Consider the following 19,313-nt stretch of genomic DNA (forward strand, 5'->3'; position numbering starts at 1 on the left):
ATTGCTACCCATGTTTTCTTAATCTAGCAGTCTTCCCGCCGCGCCGGATGCTCCGCAAAAGGTTTCCTTCTGAATTTTGCGATAAAAAAACCGTCGCACCGGTGAATTCCCGGCAGAAGCTGCAGATATCCTTTATGTATGCTTCCGCCGGCCGCCTTTTCTGCCAGCTCCTCCGGCAGACAATCTTCCAGAGAAATCGCCTCATAGGGAAACCGCTCCAGAAACCAGCGGACATTTTCCTCATTCTCCGCCTGACTGATTGTACAGGTGCTGTAAAGAAGGATTCCGCCCGGCTTCACATAAGACTGAACTGTTCCGAGAATGTTTCTCTGCAAAGCTGCCAGCTCTTCCTGCTGCTCCCGGCTCACTCTGTATTTCAAATCCGTCTTTTTACCCAGAACTCCCAGCCCTGAGCATGGCAGATCCGCAATCAGCACATCCGCCTTATTTTCCGAATCTTCATCAGGCGCGCAGGCGTCCCGGACAGAAATCTGCACATTCTCCGCCCGCATACGTTCCACATTTTCCCGAATCAGCTCCGCCTTATAGTCCGTCAAATCCCGGGCGTCCACAAAACCGTCTTTTCCGGTCTTTTCCGAAAGAAACAGGCTCTTCCCCCCGGGAGCGGCGCATACATCCATGCAGTAATCTCCCGGTCTTACGCCTGCTGCTTCCACAGCCAGCATGGAACTGACATCCTGTACCTGAAACAGGCCTTCCCGGAATTCCGGCAGGGCTCCCAGATAATCATAACCTTCTATCTGAAGGGCACAGGAAAGATAAGGCGCGCTGCTCACGGAGACGCCCCTCTCCTCAAGCCGCCGCGTCAGTTCCTCCGGTGTAATCCGGTTTCTGTTTACGCGGATGACCGTAGGACGTTCCTCATAAAAAGCAGCCAGCATCTTTTCTGCCGTCTCTCTGCCATAAATCTTCAGCCAGTCTTCCACAATCCATTCCGGCATGGAATACCGGACCGAAAGATACCGGACAGGCTGCTCTTTGGAGGGATATTCTATCTCCTGCAGGTGCCTTGCGATATTCCGGAGAACCCCGTTTACAAAGCCTTTCAGCTGCCGGAACCCTTTCTTCTGGGCCAGCTTTACCGCCTCGTTGCAGACCGCCGCGTCCGGCACGCTGTCCATAAACCGCAGCTGATAAACAGACATCCGCAGAATCTCCCGAATCACCGGCTTCTGCTTTCGGACCTTGACGCTGGAAAACTGATCAATCACATAATCCAGCCAGATACGCCGCTCCAGCGTTCCTTCCACCAGTCTTGTCAGAAATGAGCGCTCCTGCTTTTCCAGATACTGATATTTTTCCAGTACATTCCGAAGGGCGACATGGCTGTACTCCACGCCGCCCGATACCTCCAGCAGTATGCCAAGGGCCAGTTCCCGGACGTCTGTTCCTTTAGTCACGATCCCTTCCTCCAAAAAGCAGAATCAGACGGAGCAGAGACAGAATGGACGCCGCCGCTGCCGCCACATAAGTCATGGCCGCCGCGTTCAGGACCTTTCTGGTCTGCCTGATTTCATCCCCGTAAAGAATTCCTGTATTACCAAGGATCTGGATCGCGCGGCTGGAGGCGTCAAACTCCACCGGCAGCGTCACCAGCTGAAACAGCACACCCAGAGAAAACAGCAGAATTCCCAGGTTTACCAGGAAATGACTGCTTCCGAAAATCAGTCCGATGATAATAATCGGCCAGGCCGCCATCGTTCCGAAATTTGCCACCGGAACCAGGGAATTACGGATGCGCAGAGGCGCGTAATCCTTCTGGTCCTGAACCGCATGGCCGCACTCGTGGGCCGCCACGCCCACGGCCGCCACCGACGCGGAACCGTAGACCGTATCCGATAGGCGCAGCACACGGTTTTTGGGATCGTAATGATCCGTCAAATCCCCGGAAATATGCTCAATTCTCACATCGTACAGTCCTGCGGAATGCAGAATTCTCTCTGCTGCCTGTGCTCCTGTAAGACCTGACATGCTGCGCACCCGGCTGTATTTTGAATAGGTCGTCTTTACCTTTGCCGAAGCCCACAGAGAAATAATTACACCGATAATCACCAGAATATAAGTCGGGTCCCAATACCGATAATAATAACCATATGGCATATACGTTCATCTCCTTGCTTTTTTCGCAGAACTGCCGTCCGGCGGTTCTGTCTCCCGTATGGCAGATGCTCTTTTTCCGCATCTGTGTTATTGTGTCCCAAAATCTATCATATCCGGATAGAAGAATGTACCGTTTTATATTCTTCCCTCCGGCAGCTTTCTTCTGTCAGCCCAGCCGCTGTCCCGGCTCAAGATGATACCCCCGCAGGAACGCGGCCGCATCCATCCTTTTTTTACCCTGAAGCTGAAGCTCTGTGATTTTCAGAGTTCCTTCCCCGCAGGCCACATAAAAGGCGTCTTTCGCCACCTCTGTAATCTCTCCGCAGACAGCTCCTTCGTCTTTCTTTCCGCATACATCTGCGGCCCAGATTTTCAAAGTTTTGTCTCCAAGCCGTGTGTAGGCGCTGGGCCAGGGATTCAGACCCCGAATCAGCCTCTCCAGCTCCGCAGCGCTTCTGCGGAAGTCCAGCTCTCCCATTTCCTTGGTCAGCATCTTTGCGTATTCCGTCGTGGACTCGCCCTGCTTTTCCGGCTTTAATTCACCCTTTTCCAGCTTCTCCAGCGCTTCCACGCACAGAGACGCTCCCAGGGCGCTGATTTTCTCAAACAGGCTGCCGCTGGTCTCTTTTTCTTCCAGCGCCACCGTTCCTTTCAGCAGCATATCGCCCGTATCCAGGCCCTCGTCCATCTGCATGATGGTCACGCCGCTCTCCTTTTCTCCATCGATAACAGCCCACTGGATGGGGGCCGCTCCCCGGTATTTCGGCAGAAGAGAGCCGTGCACATTGATGCAGCCGTATTTTTTCATATGAAGAACCGCCGGCGGCACAATCTGCCCATAGGCGATTACTACAATCACATCTGCCGGCGTATCCTCCAGCACCTTTACTGTCTCCGGGTCCCGGAGCTTTTTCGGCTGAAAAACCTTCAGACCATGCCGCAGAGCCGCCGTCTTCACTGCCGTGGGAGCCAGCTCATGCCCCCGCCCTTTGGGTTTATCCGGCTGAGAAACCACCAGTGTAATCTCGTGGCCGGCCCGGACCAGCGCGTCCAGCGTTCCCACAGAAAAATCCGGCGTTCCCATAAAAATAATCTTCATGCAATCACTCCTCGTCTTCGTCGTCAGCAGCCCCCACCTCATAGAGGTCGCCTTCCACCAGGTCCACATACATCACGCCGTCCAGATGATCCAGCTCATGGCAGATGGCCCGGGCCAGAAGCCCTTCTCCTTCCACCTCATACCGTTCCATCTTTTCATTCCACGCCTCAGCCTTCACATAATTCGGCCGTTTCACGATTCCGGCCTTGCCAGGCACGCTTAAGCAGCCTTCGCTTCCGCTCTGCTCATCCCGGGTCTCCAGAATCTTCGGATTTATCATGGTATATGGAGTTCCATCCACATCGATGACCACAATCCGCTTCAGGATGCCCACCTGCGGAGCCGCAAGTCCTACGCCCTGGGCTTCATACATGGTGTCATACATGTCGTGAATCAGCTCCTCAAGCCTCGGAGTCATCTCCTTTACCTCCCGGCATTTTTTACGGAGAATGTCGTCTCCCAGTTCTCTGATATTTCTGATAGCCATACTTTTCTTCCTCCCACAGTTAAAATGGATTCACAGGGTCCATATCAAATTGTATATTCAAAGCCCGGAGCCTCTCCTCCCGGCCAAGCTCCGTCTCCAGCTTTTCTTTCCAGGCAAGCAGCAGGGCCAGATTCCCGCATTTTACATACAGCACTCTGCGGTACACATCCTTCAGCTTTGCCAGTCCGGCCTCTGCCGGGCCAATCATATGAATCACGTTTCTCTCTGTCTGGCGCATCTCCCGCCGCGTCTCTTCCGCCGTCCGCGCAGCCAGTTCTCTCAGGATTCCGGCACCCGTATCCAGCTCCTCTTCCTTCTCTGACATCAGGTACAGCGCCAGCAGATGGGATGCCGGCGGATAGTGCATCAGCTGCCGGTAAGCCATCTCCTGCCGGAAGAAGCTCTCATAATCCTGGGCCGCGGCAGCCGTTACGCTGTAATGGTCCGGGCTGTACGTCTGTATCACGGCGACGCCCTTCTCCGTTCCCCGGCCGGCTCTTCCCGCCGCCTGGGTCAGCAGCTGGAAGGTTCTCTCCGAAGCCCGGTAGTCTCCCGCGTAGAGCGAAAGATCCGCCGCCAGAATCCCCACCAGCGTCACGCCCGGAAAATCATGTCCCTTCACAATCATCTGGGTGCCCACCAGAATATCCGCCTCGTGGCGGGAAAAGGCCTCAAGAATCTTCTCGTGGCCTCCCTTTTGCTTTGTGGTATCAAAATCCATGCGCAGAACCCGCGCGCCGGGAAATTCTTTCCCGGCCTGCTCTGCCACCTGCTGGGTCCCTGCCCGAAAAGCTCCGATGTAGGCAGACCCGCAGGAAGGACATTTTTTCACAGCCGCGCTCTGATATCCGCAGTAATGGCAGATCATGCGCCCGCCTGTGTGAAGGGACAAAGAGATATCGCAATGTGGACATTTTATCACATGTCCGCAGGCTCTGCAAGAAACAAAGCCCGCATAACCCCGGCGGTTCAGAAACAGCATTATCTGCTGTCCCTTTGAAAGCCTGTCTTCCATCAGTTCTCTCAGCCTTGCGCTGAAGATGGAACGGTTCCCTGCCTTAAGTTCTTCTCTTAAATCTATAATCTCCGTGTCGGGAAGCATTCTTCCCGGCACGCGCATGGAAAGCTGATAGAGCTGATACTCCCCGGTCCGCGCTCTTTCATACGAATCCACCGAAGGCGTCGCGGACCCCAGCACCACAAAGGCCCCGCTCATGCGGGCCCGCTCTATGGCTGTCTCTCTGGCATGATACCGCGGCACAGTCTCGCTCTTATAGCTTCCCTCATGCTCTTCGTCTATCACAACAATCCCCAGCCGGTCAAAGGGTGTGAACAGGGCCGAACGGGGTCCGATCATCACCCGGGCTTCTCCCTTTCTGGCCCGCTCAAACTGGTCATAGCGTTCTCCGGCTGAAAGCCGGGAATGCATAATCGAAACCAAATCGCCGAATCTTTTATAAAACCGAAGCACGGTCTGGAAGGTCAGCGCAATCTCCGGAATCAGGACAATGGCCTGTTTTCCTTCCTTCAGCACGGCGGCAATCAGTTCCATGTAGATCTCCGTCTTGCCGCTTCCCGTGACCCCGTGAATCAGCGACGGTCTTCTGTCTCCGGCCGCCGCCCGCGAAAGAATCCCATCCACAATTTCCTGCTGTCCGGGATACAGGGACACAGGATGGGGCTCCACCTCCGAAGGCTTTACCGGATTCCGGAAAACCGTATCCGTCTCCACCCTAACAAGCCCCATTTCCGTCAGAGGCTTTATGGTCTGCGCCGTGACTCCCAGATCCTTCAAAGCGTTTCCATAATCAAGGGATTCTCCCCTGTCTTCCGCCTGAAGCAGCGCTTCCATGATCCGAAGCCTTGCCTTCTGGTTCTTTTTCTCAAACAGCCGACAGGCTTCCTCTGCTTTTTCTTTCGGCACAGCCAGAACAAGATTTCTTTTCACCTTTTCCTGAACCGCCCTGCGCACCGGAAGCACCGTCTTCAGCGCCTGGTTCATGGTGGAACCGTACATACGGCGCATCCAGGCCGCCAGGGCAATCATCTGTCCCTCCAGCCGGATTCCCTTTTCTGCGATTCCGATGATATCCTTCACCCGCTCCGGGTCCCATTCACACTGGTCTGTCAGCTCCACCACATAGGCTGTAAGCCTGCGGCTGCCGTTTCCAAAGGGAACTACCACCTGCATTCCGACACTCAAGCCGTCTTCCAGCTCTGCCGGCACCCGGTACTGAAAGGTCCGGTCCAGCTTTTCCAGGGAAATATCCACGATCACATTGGCATATTTCACTTTCTTCCAAGCTCCTCCAGCACTTCCTGAATCAGCACACGCTCATCCATCGGGTACTTGACGCCCCGGATCTCCTGGTAATCCTCATGGCCCTTCCCGGCCAGCACAATCACATCTCCCGGCTGGCCATGCTCTATCACATAACGGATCGCTTCCTTGCGATCGATAATCTCAATATACTTTCCGTCTGTCTTCTCGATTCCGGTCCGGATATCGTCGATGATCGCCTGGGGCTCCTCAAAGCGGGGATTATCCGAGGTAATCACGGTCAGATCCGCCAGACGGCCCGATACCTCTCCCATCTCAAACCGGCGCATCCGGGAACGGTTTCCTCCGCAGCCGAACAGACATACCAGGCGCTTCGGGTGGTATTCCTTCAGGGTCGTCAGAAGGCTTTCCAGACTCATGGCATTGTGCGCATAGTCAATCATCAGCGTAAAATCATCCGATACCTTTATCTTCTCGATGCGCCCCTTGGTCTGCGCCGTCTCCAGGGCCTCCAGCACATCCTCTCTGGAAATATCGAAATGGCGGCAGACTGCGATGGCCACCAGGGAATTGTAGACGCTGAACCGTCCGGGCATATCGATCTCCACATCGAAATCCGCCAGCCCGGACACATGATAAGCCACACCCAGAAATCCCGGGCGGCTTACCAGCTTCACATCCGAAGCCCGCAGATCGGCTTTTTCTGAGAAGCCATAGGTCTCCACCTGGCAGGTGTGCCCCTCCAGAATCTGCCCACAGTGCTCATCGTCCGCATTCACGATACCCACCCGGCACTGGCGGAACAGACGGCTCTTGCACTCCAGATACTCCTCAAAGCTCTCATGCTCGTTGGGACCGATATGATCCGGCGCCAGGTTCGTAAAGATTCCGATGTCAAACAGAATTCCCGCCGTCCGGTGAAGCTTCAGTCCCTGGGAAGACACCTCCATAACCGCCACCTGGCAGCCCGCTTCCACCATGGCCGCGAAATACGCCTGAATCGTGTAGGATTCCGGCGTCGTATTGCTGGCCGGAATATGACGGTCCCCGATAATCGTCTCAATCGTTCCAATCAGGCCCGTGCGGATTCCCGCGTGCTCCAGAATGGAACGGATCATGAATGTCGTCGTGGTCTTTCCCTTCGTTCCGGTGATTCCGATCACCTTCAGCTTTCTTGCCGGATAATCAAAATACGCCGCTGAAATCAGCGCCAGCGCATAGCGGGTATCTTTTACCAAAACTACGCAGATTCCCTCCGGTACCTCCACCGGGCGCTCCGCCACGATCACGATGGCACCGCTTTTCGCGGCGTCCGCCGCCGCGTCATGGCTGTCAAAGGCTGCGCCTTTGATACAGACAAACATGCTCTCTTTCGTGACTTTCTTCGTATTATATACCAGTTCGTTTACATTTACGTCTATGCTGCCGCTTAAGACCTGATATTCCAGATCTTTCAGCAGTTCCCTTGCTGCTCTCATCTGTCTATTCTCCAATCAGAATTTTATAAGCTGTCCGGAAGCTCTCTCCCGGCTCCAGGCTCTGCTCGTCAAACTTATCCGGAAGCTCTCCCTCAAAGCCCATATTGTCGCACCTGCCGATCCAGGGCTCCAGGCAGATGAAAGGCGCATTTCCGCCTGCCGGCGCCCAGATTCCCACACTCAGGGCGTCCGGACAGAAAAGCGTCACCAGCTTTGTTCCGTCCGAGTCCACAAGGCCCACCTTCTTCACCTGGCCGTGATCAAAAATCAGGGCATCTTTATCAAAGGTATGAGCGTCCACGGGATACGTTCCATTTTCAAGCTTCAGAGTTTCCGGATGCTCCGCGTCCACAGCCGCCGCGTCCAGATTGATGGATACCCGTTCCAGACTCTCCTGCCCGTCAAAGACAAGGGTGCAGCCCTCCTGCTGCGTCACGCAGAAGCCCGGATGGCCTCCGATAGAAAAATACATCCGCTTTTCTCCAGGATTTTCTACCTTCCATTCTACTGTTACACAGTTTCCTTCTATTTTATGCGTAATCTCCAGCACAAAGTCAAACGGATAGACTTCCCGGCTTTCTTTATCGGAAACCAGGCGGTGCGTCACATGGGACTCTCCTGTCTCCACACACTCAAACCTTCTGTCCCTGGCAAAGCCATGCTGGCCCATCGGATATTTCTTTCCTTCATATGTATAGAAGCCGCCGTTTACCTTTCCCACAAACGGGAACAGTACCGGCGCGTGGCGCGCCCAGACTTTCGGATCTGCCGTCCACAGAGCTTCTCTGTCTTTTGCCTTGTCATAAATGCTGCAAAGCTCCGCTCCATCATCACTCACCTGAATTTTCAGTTCTTCATTTTCCAACACCCGCATCTGCGCCATACCTGTTCCTCCTCCTGCCGGTTTCCGCCCGGCTTCTTATAATACTATAATACCTGTCGGTATTATACCATGCCTGTCCTTTTTTTCCAATTCCCTGCGGGTGATTTTCGATTCTCTTAAGGTTTTTTTAAGTTTTGAGCTATTTTTTTATGGTTAATTTAGAAAATGGACATACTTTGAACACATTTGGACATTATAATAAAGCACAGATAGTTGATAAGACATCACTATCTCCCCCCTCATAAGAAAAGGAAAACCGTCCGGGCAGCCGGACGGTTTTTCTTTTCTCTTTTCCTTCTTCAGCGTCGGTATACAGGAGCAATACGCCCTTGGTACACCGACGCTGCTATAACTATATGCTGCCATCATTTACTGTGTCTCTTTCTCTATCTCCAGTTCCATCGTCCATAACGTTTCGTGACGGCTCCAATCAGTTCCACCACTTCATCAGACATCTGCCCCGGAAGAAGTCTCCACTTCCAGTTTTTCCCCACCGTAGAAGGAGTATTCATTCTGCACCGGTTGTCCAGCCCGAGATAATCCTGCATGGGAATAATGCAGATCCGCGCGGAACTGCGCATAATCAGGCTGATGAGGGGAAGATACAGATTCTTTCTGGCTGTACGCATGTCACAGAGATATTCTCTGACAAGCGTTCTCTCCTCCTCTGTGATGCTGTCATACCATCCGGTAATCGTCTCGTTGTCATGGGTTCCCGTATAGGCCACGCTGTTTTCCGGATAATTGTGGGGCAGATAGTCGCTGGCACATCCGGAATCGCGGGAATCAAACGCGAATTCCAGCACCTTCATGCCGGGATACCCGCTCTCCCATACAAGCCGGCGGACGGAATCTGTAATGTATCCCAGATCCTCCGCAATAATTTCTTTTTCGCCCAGCGCGGCTTTCACAGTGCGGAACAGTTCCATCCCAGGACCTTTCTCCCAGTGCCCTCTGGTGGCGTCCTCATCCCCAAAAGGGATCGAATAATACTCGTCAAATCCCCGGAAATGATCGATCCGTACCACGTCATAGAGCTGATAGCAGTAGGACAGCCTCTGAAGCCACCACTGATAGCCTGTCTGCCGGTGGTAATCCCAACGGTACAGCGGATTTCCCCACAGCTGTCCGGAAGCAGAAAATCCATCGGGCGGACAGCCTGCCACGGCCGTCGGCCTGTTGTTCTCATCCAGCTGAAACAGCTCCGGATGCGCCCAGGCGTCTGCGCTGTCCATGGCTACATAGATGGGGATATCCCCGATAATCCGGATTCCCTTTCCATTGGCATAAGCCTTCAGTTCTCTCCACTGCCGGATAAACTGGTACTGCAGATACTCCTGAAACTCTATGTCAAAATAATATTCCCGCTGGTAATAGTCCATGGCATTGTTCCAGCGCAGCCGGATATCCTCCGCCCATTTCGTCCATTCCTGTCCGCCGAACACTCCCTTGACTGCCATGAAAACCGCATAGTCCCGCAGCCACCAGCTGTTTTCATATTTGAATCTCTGAAATTCCGGGTCCTCCGCAATATGGCTGCGTTCATAAGCTTTCCGAAGCAGCCGGAAGCGGGCCCTGTATATCTTTTCATAGTCTACGGCCCCGGGCCTTTTTCCCCAATCCTCCGCGCCGCATTCTTCTTCTGTCAGCACGCCTTCTTCCACCAGTCTTTCCAGACTGATCAGGTACGGATTTCCCGCAAACGTAGAAAAAGACTGGTAAGGAGAATCTCCATAGCTGGTAGGGCCAAGAGGCAGAATCTGCCAGTAGCTCTGTCCGCAGGCCTCCAGCCGGTCTACAAAGTCATATGCTTCTTTTGAAAAACAGCCAATGCCATACCGCGACGGCAGACTGGTAACAGACAGCAGAATCCCGCTTTCCCGTCTCATCTTCCATTTCCTTTCTTCGCTGTTATTTTAAATTTCCGTCACAAGCCCGTAGTGATCCGATACCAGGGGGCCGTTTATCCCATTGCAGATCACCCGGGACACTGCTGCCGGGACTCTCTCGCTGCACCACACGTAATCAATGCGCATTCCCGGGGCCGAGCCTTCTTCCTTCCAGCCGTCGATGGGACCGCTGGCCGTATCGCCCTGATCCTTAATCCGGGCCATTTCATACATATCATACCAACCCGACGAGCAAATCAAGTCATACCCTTCCCCCCGGATATCCGCTCTGGAATTACAGTCTCCCATCAGCCATATGGGGCTCTTTACAGCCTCCTGTTCCTGCCCCGGCTCCGCCTTCATCCAGTTCTTCTCCAGCTCGGCGCACAGGCGGGCCCATTGTTCCCGGAAAGGCTCTTCCTCATCCTGCCACCAGCCCATATGGACACAGCCGAACCACCGGGGGCCGGAAGGCGTGAGGATATTCATCCCCAGTACCCTCCGTGTCTTCCAGTTCTGATAATCATGGCTTTCTGAGATAAAGAACTGATCCGTCTTCTCCACCGGCCAGACTGTAAAAAGAGCCAGGCCTTCGTCATACCGGCCGTATCCTACTTTGGCGGGAATCCATGTCCAGGCCATGGAATATCCGCCTTCCTTCAGGAGCCAGGCCAGACGAAAGGCATGATTATCCATACGCACTATCGCCGGCTCCATCCCTTCTCTTCTCCCGCAGGGGAGGTAGCCCGTCTCTTCCAGCCAGATCTCCGGCGCCGGTTCCGCGCTGACAGTCTGGTTTACCTCCTGGAGAGCCAGGATCTCAGGCCGCTCCTCCAGGACAACCCGGCTGAAGCTGTACAGTTTTTCTTTATAATCCGGTTCTACGATACTGTGAGTGTTCAACGTAATCAGTTTCATTCAGACCGCCTGCCTTATAAAATGTCGTTGATATCAGATTTCAGCACATCCGCCTTCGGTCCGTAGACTGCCTGGATGCCGCCGTCCTTCTTGATAAGTCCCATAGCTCCTTCTGCCTTCCATGCCGGAAGTTCGGCTACTTTTTCCAAATCCTTTACCGTCACCCGCAGCCGGGTCATGCATGCATCCACCAGCACGATATTCTCTCTTCCGCCCAGAAGGCCGATAATCCGCTCCGCCTGTCCGTTTCCACCTGCCGCGGTTTTCGCCGCGCTTCCTTCCTCTGTGTTCTCTGCGTTCTCGTCTGTGTAATTGCCCAGACGTCCAGGTGTGGCGAATTTGAATTTTCCGATCATGTAATAAGCCACAAAATATCCGATTATAAAGAATGCAACTACTGCAATCACAAAATTAATAATATCTCCGGTCAGTCCCGCGTTCACAGACATGGGAATTCTCGTCAGAAATTCCAGATTTCCGAAAGAATGCAGTCTGAGATGGAAGATTCCCGCCAGGGCAAAGGCGCAGCCCTGCAGCACTGCATAGATCAGATACAGCGGCAGCGCGCAGAACATAAACATGAACTCCAGCGGCTCTGTCACTCCGGTCAGGAATACCGCCAGCGCCGTAGAGACAAACATGGAACGGTAATTCTTTCTCTTATCCGCATCCACACAACGGTACATGGCCAGCGCGATTCCCAGAAGAAGGCCCGTAGCTCCAATCATCTGTCCCACTTTAAATCTTGCGGGGGTAACCGTTGTCAGAAGCTCCTGATATCCGGCCATATCTCCTGCGTTTTTCAGATTAATCAGGTCTGTTACCCATGCCAGCCACAGGGGGTCCTGTCCAAATACCTGTGTTCCGGCATTGGCTCCGGTAAGAATTGTATAGGTTCCTCCAAAGGAAGTGTAGTTCATGGGAATCGTCAGCATATGATGCAGTCCAAAGGGCAGCAGCAGACGTTCCAGTGTACCATAGATAAAAGGCGCCAGCACAGGCGAGGTGTCCGAGGAATTGGCAATCCACATACCGAAAGAGTTGATTCCCGTCTGTACCACCGGCCAGATTACCGCCAGAATCAGAGAAACTATCACGGACCACAGAATCACCACCAGCGGCACAAAACGTTTTCCGTTGAAGAACGCCAGCGCGTCAGGAAGCTTTCTGTAATTATAATATTTATTGTAAATCACGCCGCCTACGAAACCGGAAATGATGCCGACGAACACGCCCATATTCAGAGCAGGCGCCCCAAGCACCGATGTAAAGTAGCCATCTACCGGAATTTCCTGTCCAAACAGCGTATGGGTTACAGCCCCTTCTGTCGTCAGCATCTCTGCGGACACGCCAAAGATCGCTCCGGTAATCGTATTGATCAGAATAAACGCAATGACGGCCGCAAAGGCTCCGCCTGCCCGTTCCTTTGCCCAGGAGCCTCCGATCGCGGCAGCAAAAAGGATATGAAGATTGTTGATGATCGCCCAGCCGATATTCTCCATCGTGCTTCCGATCGTAACAATCATGTTCACATCCACGCCCGCCATCTGTACCAGCTTTCCGATACTGATCATCAGTCCGGCTGCCGGCATGACGGCAATGACAGTCATCAGCACCTTGCCCAGCTTCTGAAGGAAATCAAAATTAATCGGGAATTTCTTCTTTTCCTTTTTGGAAATGGAACCGGATGCTCCCGCCGCTTTTTCTGAAGCAGCCTCCGGGACAGCAGCTCCCGCATCCTCAGACGCGCCTGCCGCACAGCACTCATCCAGTACCAGAAGAAGCTCTGTCTCTCCGGCTTTCATCTCGCCCTCCGCCATATTCAGCGTCCGGTTCTGCAGTCCGTCGCAGACCAGCACCGGAGTCACGGGATTCAGCCCTTTTTCTTTCAGCGCATCCAAATCCACTTCCGCCAGCAGATCTCCCGCGCTGACCCTGTCTCCCTCTTTCACATGGACATGGAAGCACTCGCCTTTCAGCTGTACAGTATCCAGCCCCACATGGATCAGAAGCTCCAGTCCATCTTCTGTCCTAAGGCCATACGCATGGAGGGTTTCTGCCACAGAAACCACTTCACCGTTCACAGGGCTTAAGATCTTTCCCCCTGATGGAATCACCGCTGCTCCATCTCCCAGAATCTTCCCGGAAAACACCGGGTCCGGCACGTCATCCAGCTTTACAGCCTGCCCGGTCACCGGAGACAGAATCCGGATTCCCATGCATCCGTCCTCTTTCACGTTCATAACATATTACCTCCCAATGCTTGATTATCTTTTGCGCTCTTAATGCAACCGCTTGCATTAAATATATACAATCCTCCGAATTTTCTCAACACTTTTTTGCTGTTTTATTTGCATTTCTCCGTTTTGCATAAAATTTGCCGGGTATTTTTGTGCAATATTGCATGCTCATTACGCAATCGCTTGCGTTATTTTGCATTATTTTATTGACATCCGCCCTTTCAGTATATAAAATGAAGATGACGGCGGCGCGCGGATAAACATTTCTCCGCCATCTGCCGCTTCCAAAACTTTTTATATTGTTATATGAATATTCTTATACAAGGAGCGATTTTATGCCTGTAACGATTAAAGACGTGGCTGCACTGGCGGGCGTATCCCCTTCTACTGTATCGCGCACATGCAAAGATCATCCATCCATCAGCAGACAGACAAAAGAAAAAGTGCGCCGGGCTATGGCGCAGCTTGGCTATGAACCCAATTTTCAGGCAAGCAACCTGGCCTCACAAAATTCACGCACCATCGGTATCATCCTTCCGGTTTCCGAGCAGGAAGCTTACCAGAACTCATTTTATCTGGAAACAATCCGCGGCATCAGCCAGCTCTGCAATCAGAAGCAATATATCAATACGGTTATTACAGGAGAAAATGAAGAAGAAATTCTTGATGGAATCCGGGCCATGGCGCGAAGCGGCCAGGCAGAAGGTTTTATTGTCCTTTACTCCCGAAAACACGATCCGATCGTCGAATACCTCTGCGAAGAAGGACTTCTCTATGTCCTGATCGGGAAAGCATACCACAATGCTAATCAGACCATCTATGTGGATAACGATAATGTTCTGGCCGGACGGGAAGCCGCTTCCTATCTGATCGAAATGGGCCACCGGAGAATCGCCTATATTTCAGCAGATAATACCCTGCTCTTTGCCGAAGACCGGAAAACAGGCTACGCCGCTGCTCTTCTGGAGCATCAGCTTCCCATACGGCCGGAATACTGCATCGAAATGAACTGCCGGCCCGAGCAGAGAAGCGCTGTTCTGGAAAGCCTTCTTTCCTCACCTGACCGTCCCACCGCAATTCTGGTCAGCGATGACATCCTGGCCATGTTTGTGGCCGGCGCCTGCGGAAACTTAAGGCTTTCCATTCCGAAGGATCTCTCCATCCTTTCCTTCAACAATTCTCTGTTCGCCCAGCTCAGTTTTCCACAGCTGACCTCCGTGGATGTGAACGCCCGGCAGCTTGGAATCGAAGCAGCCGCCCAGATGATCAGCCACATCGAGAATCCCGGACTTCCGGCCACCAAGATCATCGTACCTCATGTACTGGTGGAGCGGAAAAGCTGCGCACCTCCATCTTCGGAGTGTTAAATACCAGAGAATCCGGGGCTCTTACCTGCCCCGTGATATACCATGATTCCATGAAACTTCAGCCGGAAATTTCCGTTCGGAATTTCCGGGGAGTTCCCGGCCTTTCACATTTCCGGGTTTTCGCATTTCCGGGTTTTCGCATTTCCGGGTTTTCGCATTTCCGGGTTTTCGCTCTTGATTTCTCCGGGGGGTATGCTATAATATTGTCATTGGCGCAGGAAACAAGGCCCTTTTCGCAGATATAGTTCATCGGTAGAACGCCAGCTTCCCAAGCTGGAGAGGCGGGTTCGATTCCCGTTATCTGCTCTCAGAAACCCAGTATTTATGCGGGTTCCAGGCCCTCACTAAATCTTAGGGAATCAAGCGCGGAATCAGAACGTACGTTCTGATTCCTTTTATTTTGCCATAAAATCAGGGATATTGCTCAATATCTCTGTCTTTTTTTCTATACTTTTACGATTTCTATGATAATGCTTTTCAGAGCAAGTGATATCTGTATGCCCCATCTGTTCAGTAATCAAGCGATTGTCAATGTGATTATCCATGAGGATAGTCCCGTATGTTTTCCGGTCTTTATGGGGTGATTTGGGGTAAATATTAAGTTTTTTGCAGATTCTCTTTTGCCTCATACGGATTGACTGTGTACTGATTCTATTCCCATCCTTAACAAATATGTAATCCTGAAACGGATTAAGCTTTTGAATTTCCTTTACAAGCCAGGAATAAGCATCCGGTATAATCGCCGTCCGAATCCCCGCAGCTGTCTTAGGATAATCCTTTACCTCCCGAACATACTTTCCATCCTCATTTTTATACCTGGTTTCCGTTCTCCGGATATTAAATGTATTATAGGTAAAATCTGTATGTTTTAAAGCAACCACTTCTCCTATCCTCGCACCCGTAAGAAACATCAAAAAAATTCCTATATTCATCATATCAAGATTATCTTTCAGATAATTTAACATGACTTCCGTTTCTTCTTCGTCAAAAACTTCTTCATAATCCTCTTTAATCGTTATATCAAAGTCTTTTTCTGACACATCCAGCTCTTCAAACACGGATTCAATACGAAAGTCAATCATTTTTTTTCTTTTTGCACTTTTTAAGATGCCACGGGTAACTGTCTTTAAATTAGCAAACGCTTTAACCTTTAAATTATGTTCCGGTATCTGCTCTTCTAAAAATTCTATAATCTCTTCCGGCTTAATGTCTTTGATCCTCTTTTTCCCAAACTCGCTGAAATGTCTTTTAAATGTCTGCGAATCTCTCAAATGGGTTGACGGAGCTTTTTTCTTCATTTTAAGCTTTCGATCGTTCCATTCCTCAAAAACCTCCTGAATTGTTGGATTTTCTGACTGTTCTTTCCAATAATCAATAACCGCCTGTTCTACATTATCTTTTTCTAAACTTCTTTTTGGAATCCTTCCCTTCTCTTTATCAGGCAAATATGTACGCCAGTACCCATCTGCTCCCTGCCATATTTTATATGGATGTTTTTCCAACAGTTCCTTCCTTTTACTCATCTCAATCTGTTCCTGAACATATAACATATCGATCATACCATTCTCAATGGCGTATTTCAATAATTCGGATTCTTCCATAGGCATACGTGTTTCCTCCTTGGTTTTTTTCCGAATTAACCTCAGACGAAAAAAGCCTATAAAAAAGGGGGATTTTTACAGTCCTCAATTCAAAAAATTTCTCCTATTGAACAACTGCCCAGCTATGTCTGTGGAGTTACTCCAATAAAACATATTTTAAAGGACCGCCTTACTCACGGCTGAAGCCGTACATATGCGGCGGCCCATTTGTCAATTAAGCTCATCCAGTATCTTTTCCCTTATCTGGTCTCCTGTCAGACGCCCGCTCTTATAAACCTTGAGCAATTCAATATCATCATCTGACAATGGCATACCTTCCATACGCATTGTCGCGTCTACCTCGTCTATTGCCTCCTGCATAGTATAATTTCCTGCATCTGATTTCACCGGGGAAGAAAGTACTTTCCTTGTTCTCATGTCTTCTAATCTGCTCATAATTCAACGTTTTCTTTATATTCTCTGGTCCAAGGCCGAAAATTACTGGTCTAAAAATCTTGTAAGTCCGCTCTTCTCACAAAATTCTTCTAACGAACTGCACTCCATTGCTATTTCAGCCCAGCTGTATAGCTCGTCCGGATCCTTTTCATACTGTATTCTTTTCCTTAAGACATATGGAATCTCTCCGCATTTTGACCTCAGGGATTCACACGTCAGCCTGGCAAACATGCTTAACTGAACCTCCAGTCTCCCCTCAAGGTAACCCTGCGCATAATTTCGCAACGCCTTAGCCGGCCATTTATCTGTCATTCAGTCCTCCTTTTGCGTCTGCCGGATACAATAACAGCCACTTTTCATTGTACTCACTAATGATATCATGCTGCTGCATTAAGATTTCCATCGCACGGGTCAGAGCCAGGCTGAATGCGTTAGACGCGTCACCGCCAAAGATGTGGCACATCTCATGTATATAAGTTGCCAACGCTTTATAAAAAGTATCTTTTTGAAAAAGATTCCGCTTCAAATAAAGCTTCGAGATATCATAACGCACAGGAACTCCTGCGTCCGTCACAAGCTGTCTCCTGGTCTTTTTCAGTTCTGCCATACCGCTGCAAGACGCCCTGTAATTTCTGATAATCTTACGTTCCGGAAACCCATTATCCAGCACAAAATAATCTGCGTATATCTGTTTTACTATATCTTCCAGCAGTTCAAACCCTTTATCCTCCAGCTCTGTCGGGCTGTCATTGACAGCAAAGCCTCCCGCCCGCTCGCAGACCTCTTCCAGGCTGGGATACCCCAGCCTGACAAATGCTTCCTGTACGAGAAGATAGGAATGGTCTTGTGAAGACAGCCATGCCCTCGCCTGGTTTCTCATATTTTTGGCAGCATTTGTAAAAACAGGGTCCAGATACAGCAAATCAGGATATCTTTCACGGAATAACCGGGTCACCTCCGAAGACCTTGATATCTGGGATATCAGCCGTTTGATGGTTACACTCCAGCTGTGTATGTCTACCCGCTTTGATGGAACAGAATTCCAGTAACGCCTCATTTTTACCAGCATTTCCATAGCGGCCTCCGGAGAAACGCAATGCGCAATCTTCTCGAATACCCGGATAATATGAAAGTCATACAGGGCCTTGCGTTCCCTGTCCTCCTGCTCATAATCATGAACACATACAACGAGCCCAAATGGATTTGAGCCCAAAAGCTGATACCCGCAAAAAACTGCCCCCTTTCTGCCATACCCGTATGTGTAAAGTAAAGACTCCTCATAACCTTCTTTGCTGTATAAATAGACGGCTCCTTCCTTTCCTTCCCAAAGCCGTCTGCCCAGGAGTGGATTCCCATAATAGTAGTAGCTGGTTATGGTATCCTTAAAAAGCTGAAACTCCTCATCACTTATTGGCGACAGTGTAAGCCGGCTTCTGTCCGTCTTAGGAGTCTGATGCATTTTATATGCCAGCATTTCCACCGTCTTTCCGTCAAGGCTCTGCTCCTGCGTAATTACAGATAATTCCCAGTCATCCGAGGACATGGTAACATTCCACCCAAAATCCCTGACTGCGCACAGAGATGCAATCTTAAAGCCCTCTCCGTAATTTCCCGCATATCTTACGTCTGCCGTTTTCGTTGATGAGCCGATGTAGAGCAGCCAGTCATACGAAAAGCTAATGCCATCCACCCACATAGACAGCGTATCATCGCTGTATTCATATTGGAAGCGCTCTCCAAACTCCTGATATCCGGCAGAATCATAAAAATTCTGTATGAAATCTCGAAGGATTTCATATTTTCCCCATTTAACAGGATAAGTCAATACTATATTCAAAGGTATAATTTTATATTCCATTCTGCATTACTCCAGTATTATTTTTCGTTTTCTGAGGCAGTGTCCGTGTCAGTTTTCCTGTTAATTTCCCTGGCAGAGCGGCAGGCTGCCAAATATATCAGCAGGCTGCCGCATACCCGGGACATTTACTGCAATAAGTCCGAAGGCTTTACCCCAAAATAGTCCGCCAGCTTAAACAGATTCGCGGGAGACGGCAATTTGGAACCAGACACCCAGCCATAATAGGTAATATGGTTCACGCCTAACCTAAATGCAATTTCCTGTCTGCTCGCCTCGGTCTTCTCTTCCAACTCTTCTATATGCCTTCGCAATGCACATTTCAACTGCTTTTCCGTCAAAATCATAATATATACCTCCATTCCTAGTATGGTAAATCTTCTAATTCGTCGGACTCTTCGTCTGCCTCCTGGCAGCAGTCTTCCGAATTTTCCAAAATCTCCATCATCAATAACGCTCCGAGCCGAAACCCGGCTGAAAACTGATTTTCATAATGACCTGTGTTAAACCGCTGTCCTTCTGCTATCGCATCAATCATTCTTCTCATATTCATATCCATCCTTTCATTATTTTGTTGTTTCTCAAATTAATCATTTTAAGATTATTTATTTGTTATTTATTGTTTATATTTATTTAAAAATAATCATTTTACGATTAAT

General features: G+C 50.5%; 17 protein-coding genes and 1 tRNA gene. 2 read left to right on the plus strand and 16 right to left on the minus strand.

Annotated features, from left to right (window positions below; translation table 11 throughout):
- Nucleotides 1-23: 23 nt before the first annotated feature.
- The 10 genes from rsmB to B5E82_RS02370 all read right to left on the minus strand — a co-directional run bounded on the left by rsmB (nt 24) and on the right by B5E82_RS02370 (nt 13,399).
- The gene (rsmB, locus tag B5E82_RS02325) at nt 24-1,421 is read right to left on the minus strand and encodes a 16S rRNA (cytosine(967)-C(5))-methyltransferase RsmB (RefSeq protein ID WP_087305797.1); all 1,398 of its coding nucleotides are present in this window, start codon (nt 1,419-1,421) and stop codon (nt 24-26) included.
- Nucleotides 1,414-2,121, minus strand: coding sequence for a zinc metallopeptidase (locus B5E82_RS02330; protein ID WP_087305798.1), 708 nt, complete (start codon nt 2,119-2,121; stop codon nt 1,414-1,416). Before B5E82_RS02330 ends, rsmB begins: the two co-directional genes overlap by 8 nt.
- A 166-nt stretch (nt 2,122-2,287) precedes the next feature.
- Complete coding sequence (fmt, locus tag B5E82_RS02335; RefSeq protein WP_087305799.1) at nt 2,288-3,220, minus strand: methionyl-tRNA formyltransferase; 933 nt, start codon at nt 3,218-3,220, stop codon at nt 2,288-2,290.
- Between the two features lie 4 nt (nt 3,221-3,224).
- Nucleotides 3,225-3,707, minus strand: coding sequence for a peptide deformylase (gene def / locus B5E82_RS02340; RefSeq protein ID WP_087305800.1), 483 nt, complete (start codon nt 3,705-3,707; stop codon nt 3,225-3,227).
- A gap of 19 nt (nt 3,708-3,726) precedes the next feature.
- A complete protein-coding gene (priA, locus tag B5E82_RS02345; RefSeq protein WP_087305801.1) occupies nt 3,727-6,000 on the minus strand; it encodes a replication restart helicase PriA in 2,274 nt (757 codons plus the stop codon).
- The gene (locus tag B5E82_RS02350; protein ID WP_087305802.1) at nt 5,997-7,466 is read right to left on the minus strand and encodes a UDP-N-acetylmuramoyl-L-alanyl-D-glutamate--2,6-diaminopimelate ligase; all 1,470 of its coding nucleotides are present in this window, start codon (nt 7,464-7,466) and stop codon (nt 5,997-5,999) included. Before B5E82_RS02350 ends, priA begins: the two co-directional genes overlap by 4 nt.
- A gap of 4 nt (nt 7,467-7,470) precedes the next feature.
- On the minus strand, nt 7,471-8,349 hold the full coding sequence (locus tag B5E82_RS02355) for an aldose 1-epimerase family protein (protein ID WP_242966226.1): 879 nt from the start codon (nt 8,347-8,349) through the stop codon (nt 7,471-7,473).
- Nucleotides 8,350-8,735: 386 nt separating this feature from the next.
- Nucleotides 8,736-10,238 carry a 4-alpha-glucanotransferase gene (gene malQ / locus B5E82_RS02360; RefSeq protein WP_087305803.1) on the minus strand — a complete coding sequence of 501 codons (1,503 nt, stop codon included), beginning with the start codon at nt 10,236-10,238 and terminating at the stop codon, nt 8,736-8,738.
- A gap of 27 nt (nt 10,239-10,265) precedes the next feature.
- Nucleotides 10,266-11,156, minus strand: a complete 891-nt coding sequence (locus B5E82_RS02365) for an endonuclease/exonuclease/phosphatase family protein (protein WP_087305804.1) — start codon at nt 11,154-11,156, stop codon at nt 10,266-10,268.
- 14 nt (nt 11,157-11,170) lie between these two features.
- The gene (locus B5E82_RS02370) at nt 11,171-13,399 is read right to left on the minus strand and encodes a PTS transporter subunit IIBC (protein WP_087305805.1); all 2,229 of its coding nucleotides are present in this window, start codon (nt 13,397-13,399) and stop codon (nt 11,171-11,173) included.
- A gap of 332 nt (nt 13,400-13,731) precedes the next feature.
- On the opposite strand from B5E82_RS02370, the gene B5E82_RS02375 reads away from it, so the two are divergent.
- Nucleotides 13,732-14,763, plus strand: coding sequence for a LacI family DNA-binding transcriptional regulator (locus tag B5E82_RS02375; RefSeq protein ID WP_087305806.1), 1,032 nt, complete (start codon nt 13,732-13,734; stop codon nt 14,761-14,763).
- Nucleotides 14,764-14,998: 235 nt separating this feature from the next.
- Nucleotides 14,999-15,069 (plus strand) — tRNA-Gly (locus B5E82_RS02385).
- An 89-nt stretch (nt 15,070-15,158) separates the two neighbouring features.
- Here B5E82_RS02385 and B5E82_RS02390 read toward each other — a convergent pair.
- The 6 genes from B5E82_RS02390 to B5E82_RS02410 all read right to left on the minus strand — a co-directional run bounded on the left by B5E82_RS02390 (nt 15,159) and on the right by B5E82_RS02410 (nt 19,201).
- Nucleotides 15,159-16,370, minus strand: a complete 1,212-nt coding sequence (locus B5E82_RS02390; protein ID WP_242966227.1) for a tyrosine-type recombinase/integrase — start codon at nt 16,368-16,370, stop codon at nt 15,159-15,161.
- 204 nt (nt 16,371-16,574) lie between these two features.
- On the minus strand, nt 16,575-16,799 hold the full coding sequence (locus tag B5E82_RS17825; RefSeq protein WP_140393065.1) for an antitoxin VbhA family protein: 225 nt from the start codon (nt 16,797-16,799) through the stop codon (nt 16,575-16,577).
- 42 nt (nt 16,800-16,841) lie between these two features.
- Nucleotides 16,842-17,111: a hypothetical protein gene (locus B5E82_RS02395; protein WP_087305808.1), complete on the minus strand. Its 270-nt coding sequence runs from the start codon at nt 17,109-17,111 to the stop codon at nt 16,842-16,844.
- Nucleotides 17,101-18,657: a hypothetical protein gene (locus B5E82_RS02400; protein WP_087305809.1), complete on the minus strand. Its 1,557-nt coding sequence runs from the start codon at nt 18,655-18,657 to the stop codon at nt 17,101-17,103. The genes B5E82_RS02395 and B5E82_RS02400 overlap by 11 nt, the downstream gene beginning before the upstream one ends.
- Before the next feature lie 125 nt (nt 18,658-18,782).
- Nucleotides 18,783-19,001 (minus strand): helix-turn-helix domain-containing protein, encoded by a 219-nt coding sequence (locus tag B5E82_RS02405; protein ID WP_162610683.1) that lies wholly within the window; start codon nt 18,999-19,001, stop codon nt 18,783-18,785.
- A 17-nt stretch (nt 19,002-19,018) separates the two neighbouring features.
- Nucleotides 19,019-19,201: a hypothetical protein gene (locus B5E82_RS02410; RefSeq protein WP_140393066.1), complete on the minus strand. Its 183-nt coding sequence runs from the start codon at nt 19,199-19,201 to the stop codon at nt 19,019-19,021.
- Nucleotides 19,202-19,313 lie beyond the last annotated feature (112 nt).

The organism is Lachnoclostridium sp. An138 (genome assembly GCF_002160765.1).
Classification (GTDB): domain Bacteria; phylum Bacillota; class Clostridia; order Lachnospirales; family Lachnospiraceae; genus Laedolimicola; species Laedolimicola faecalis.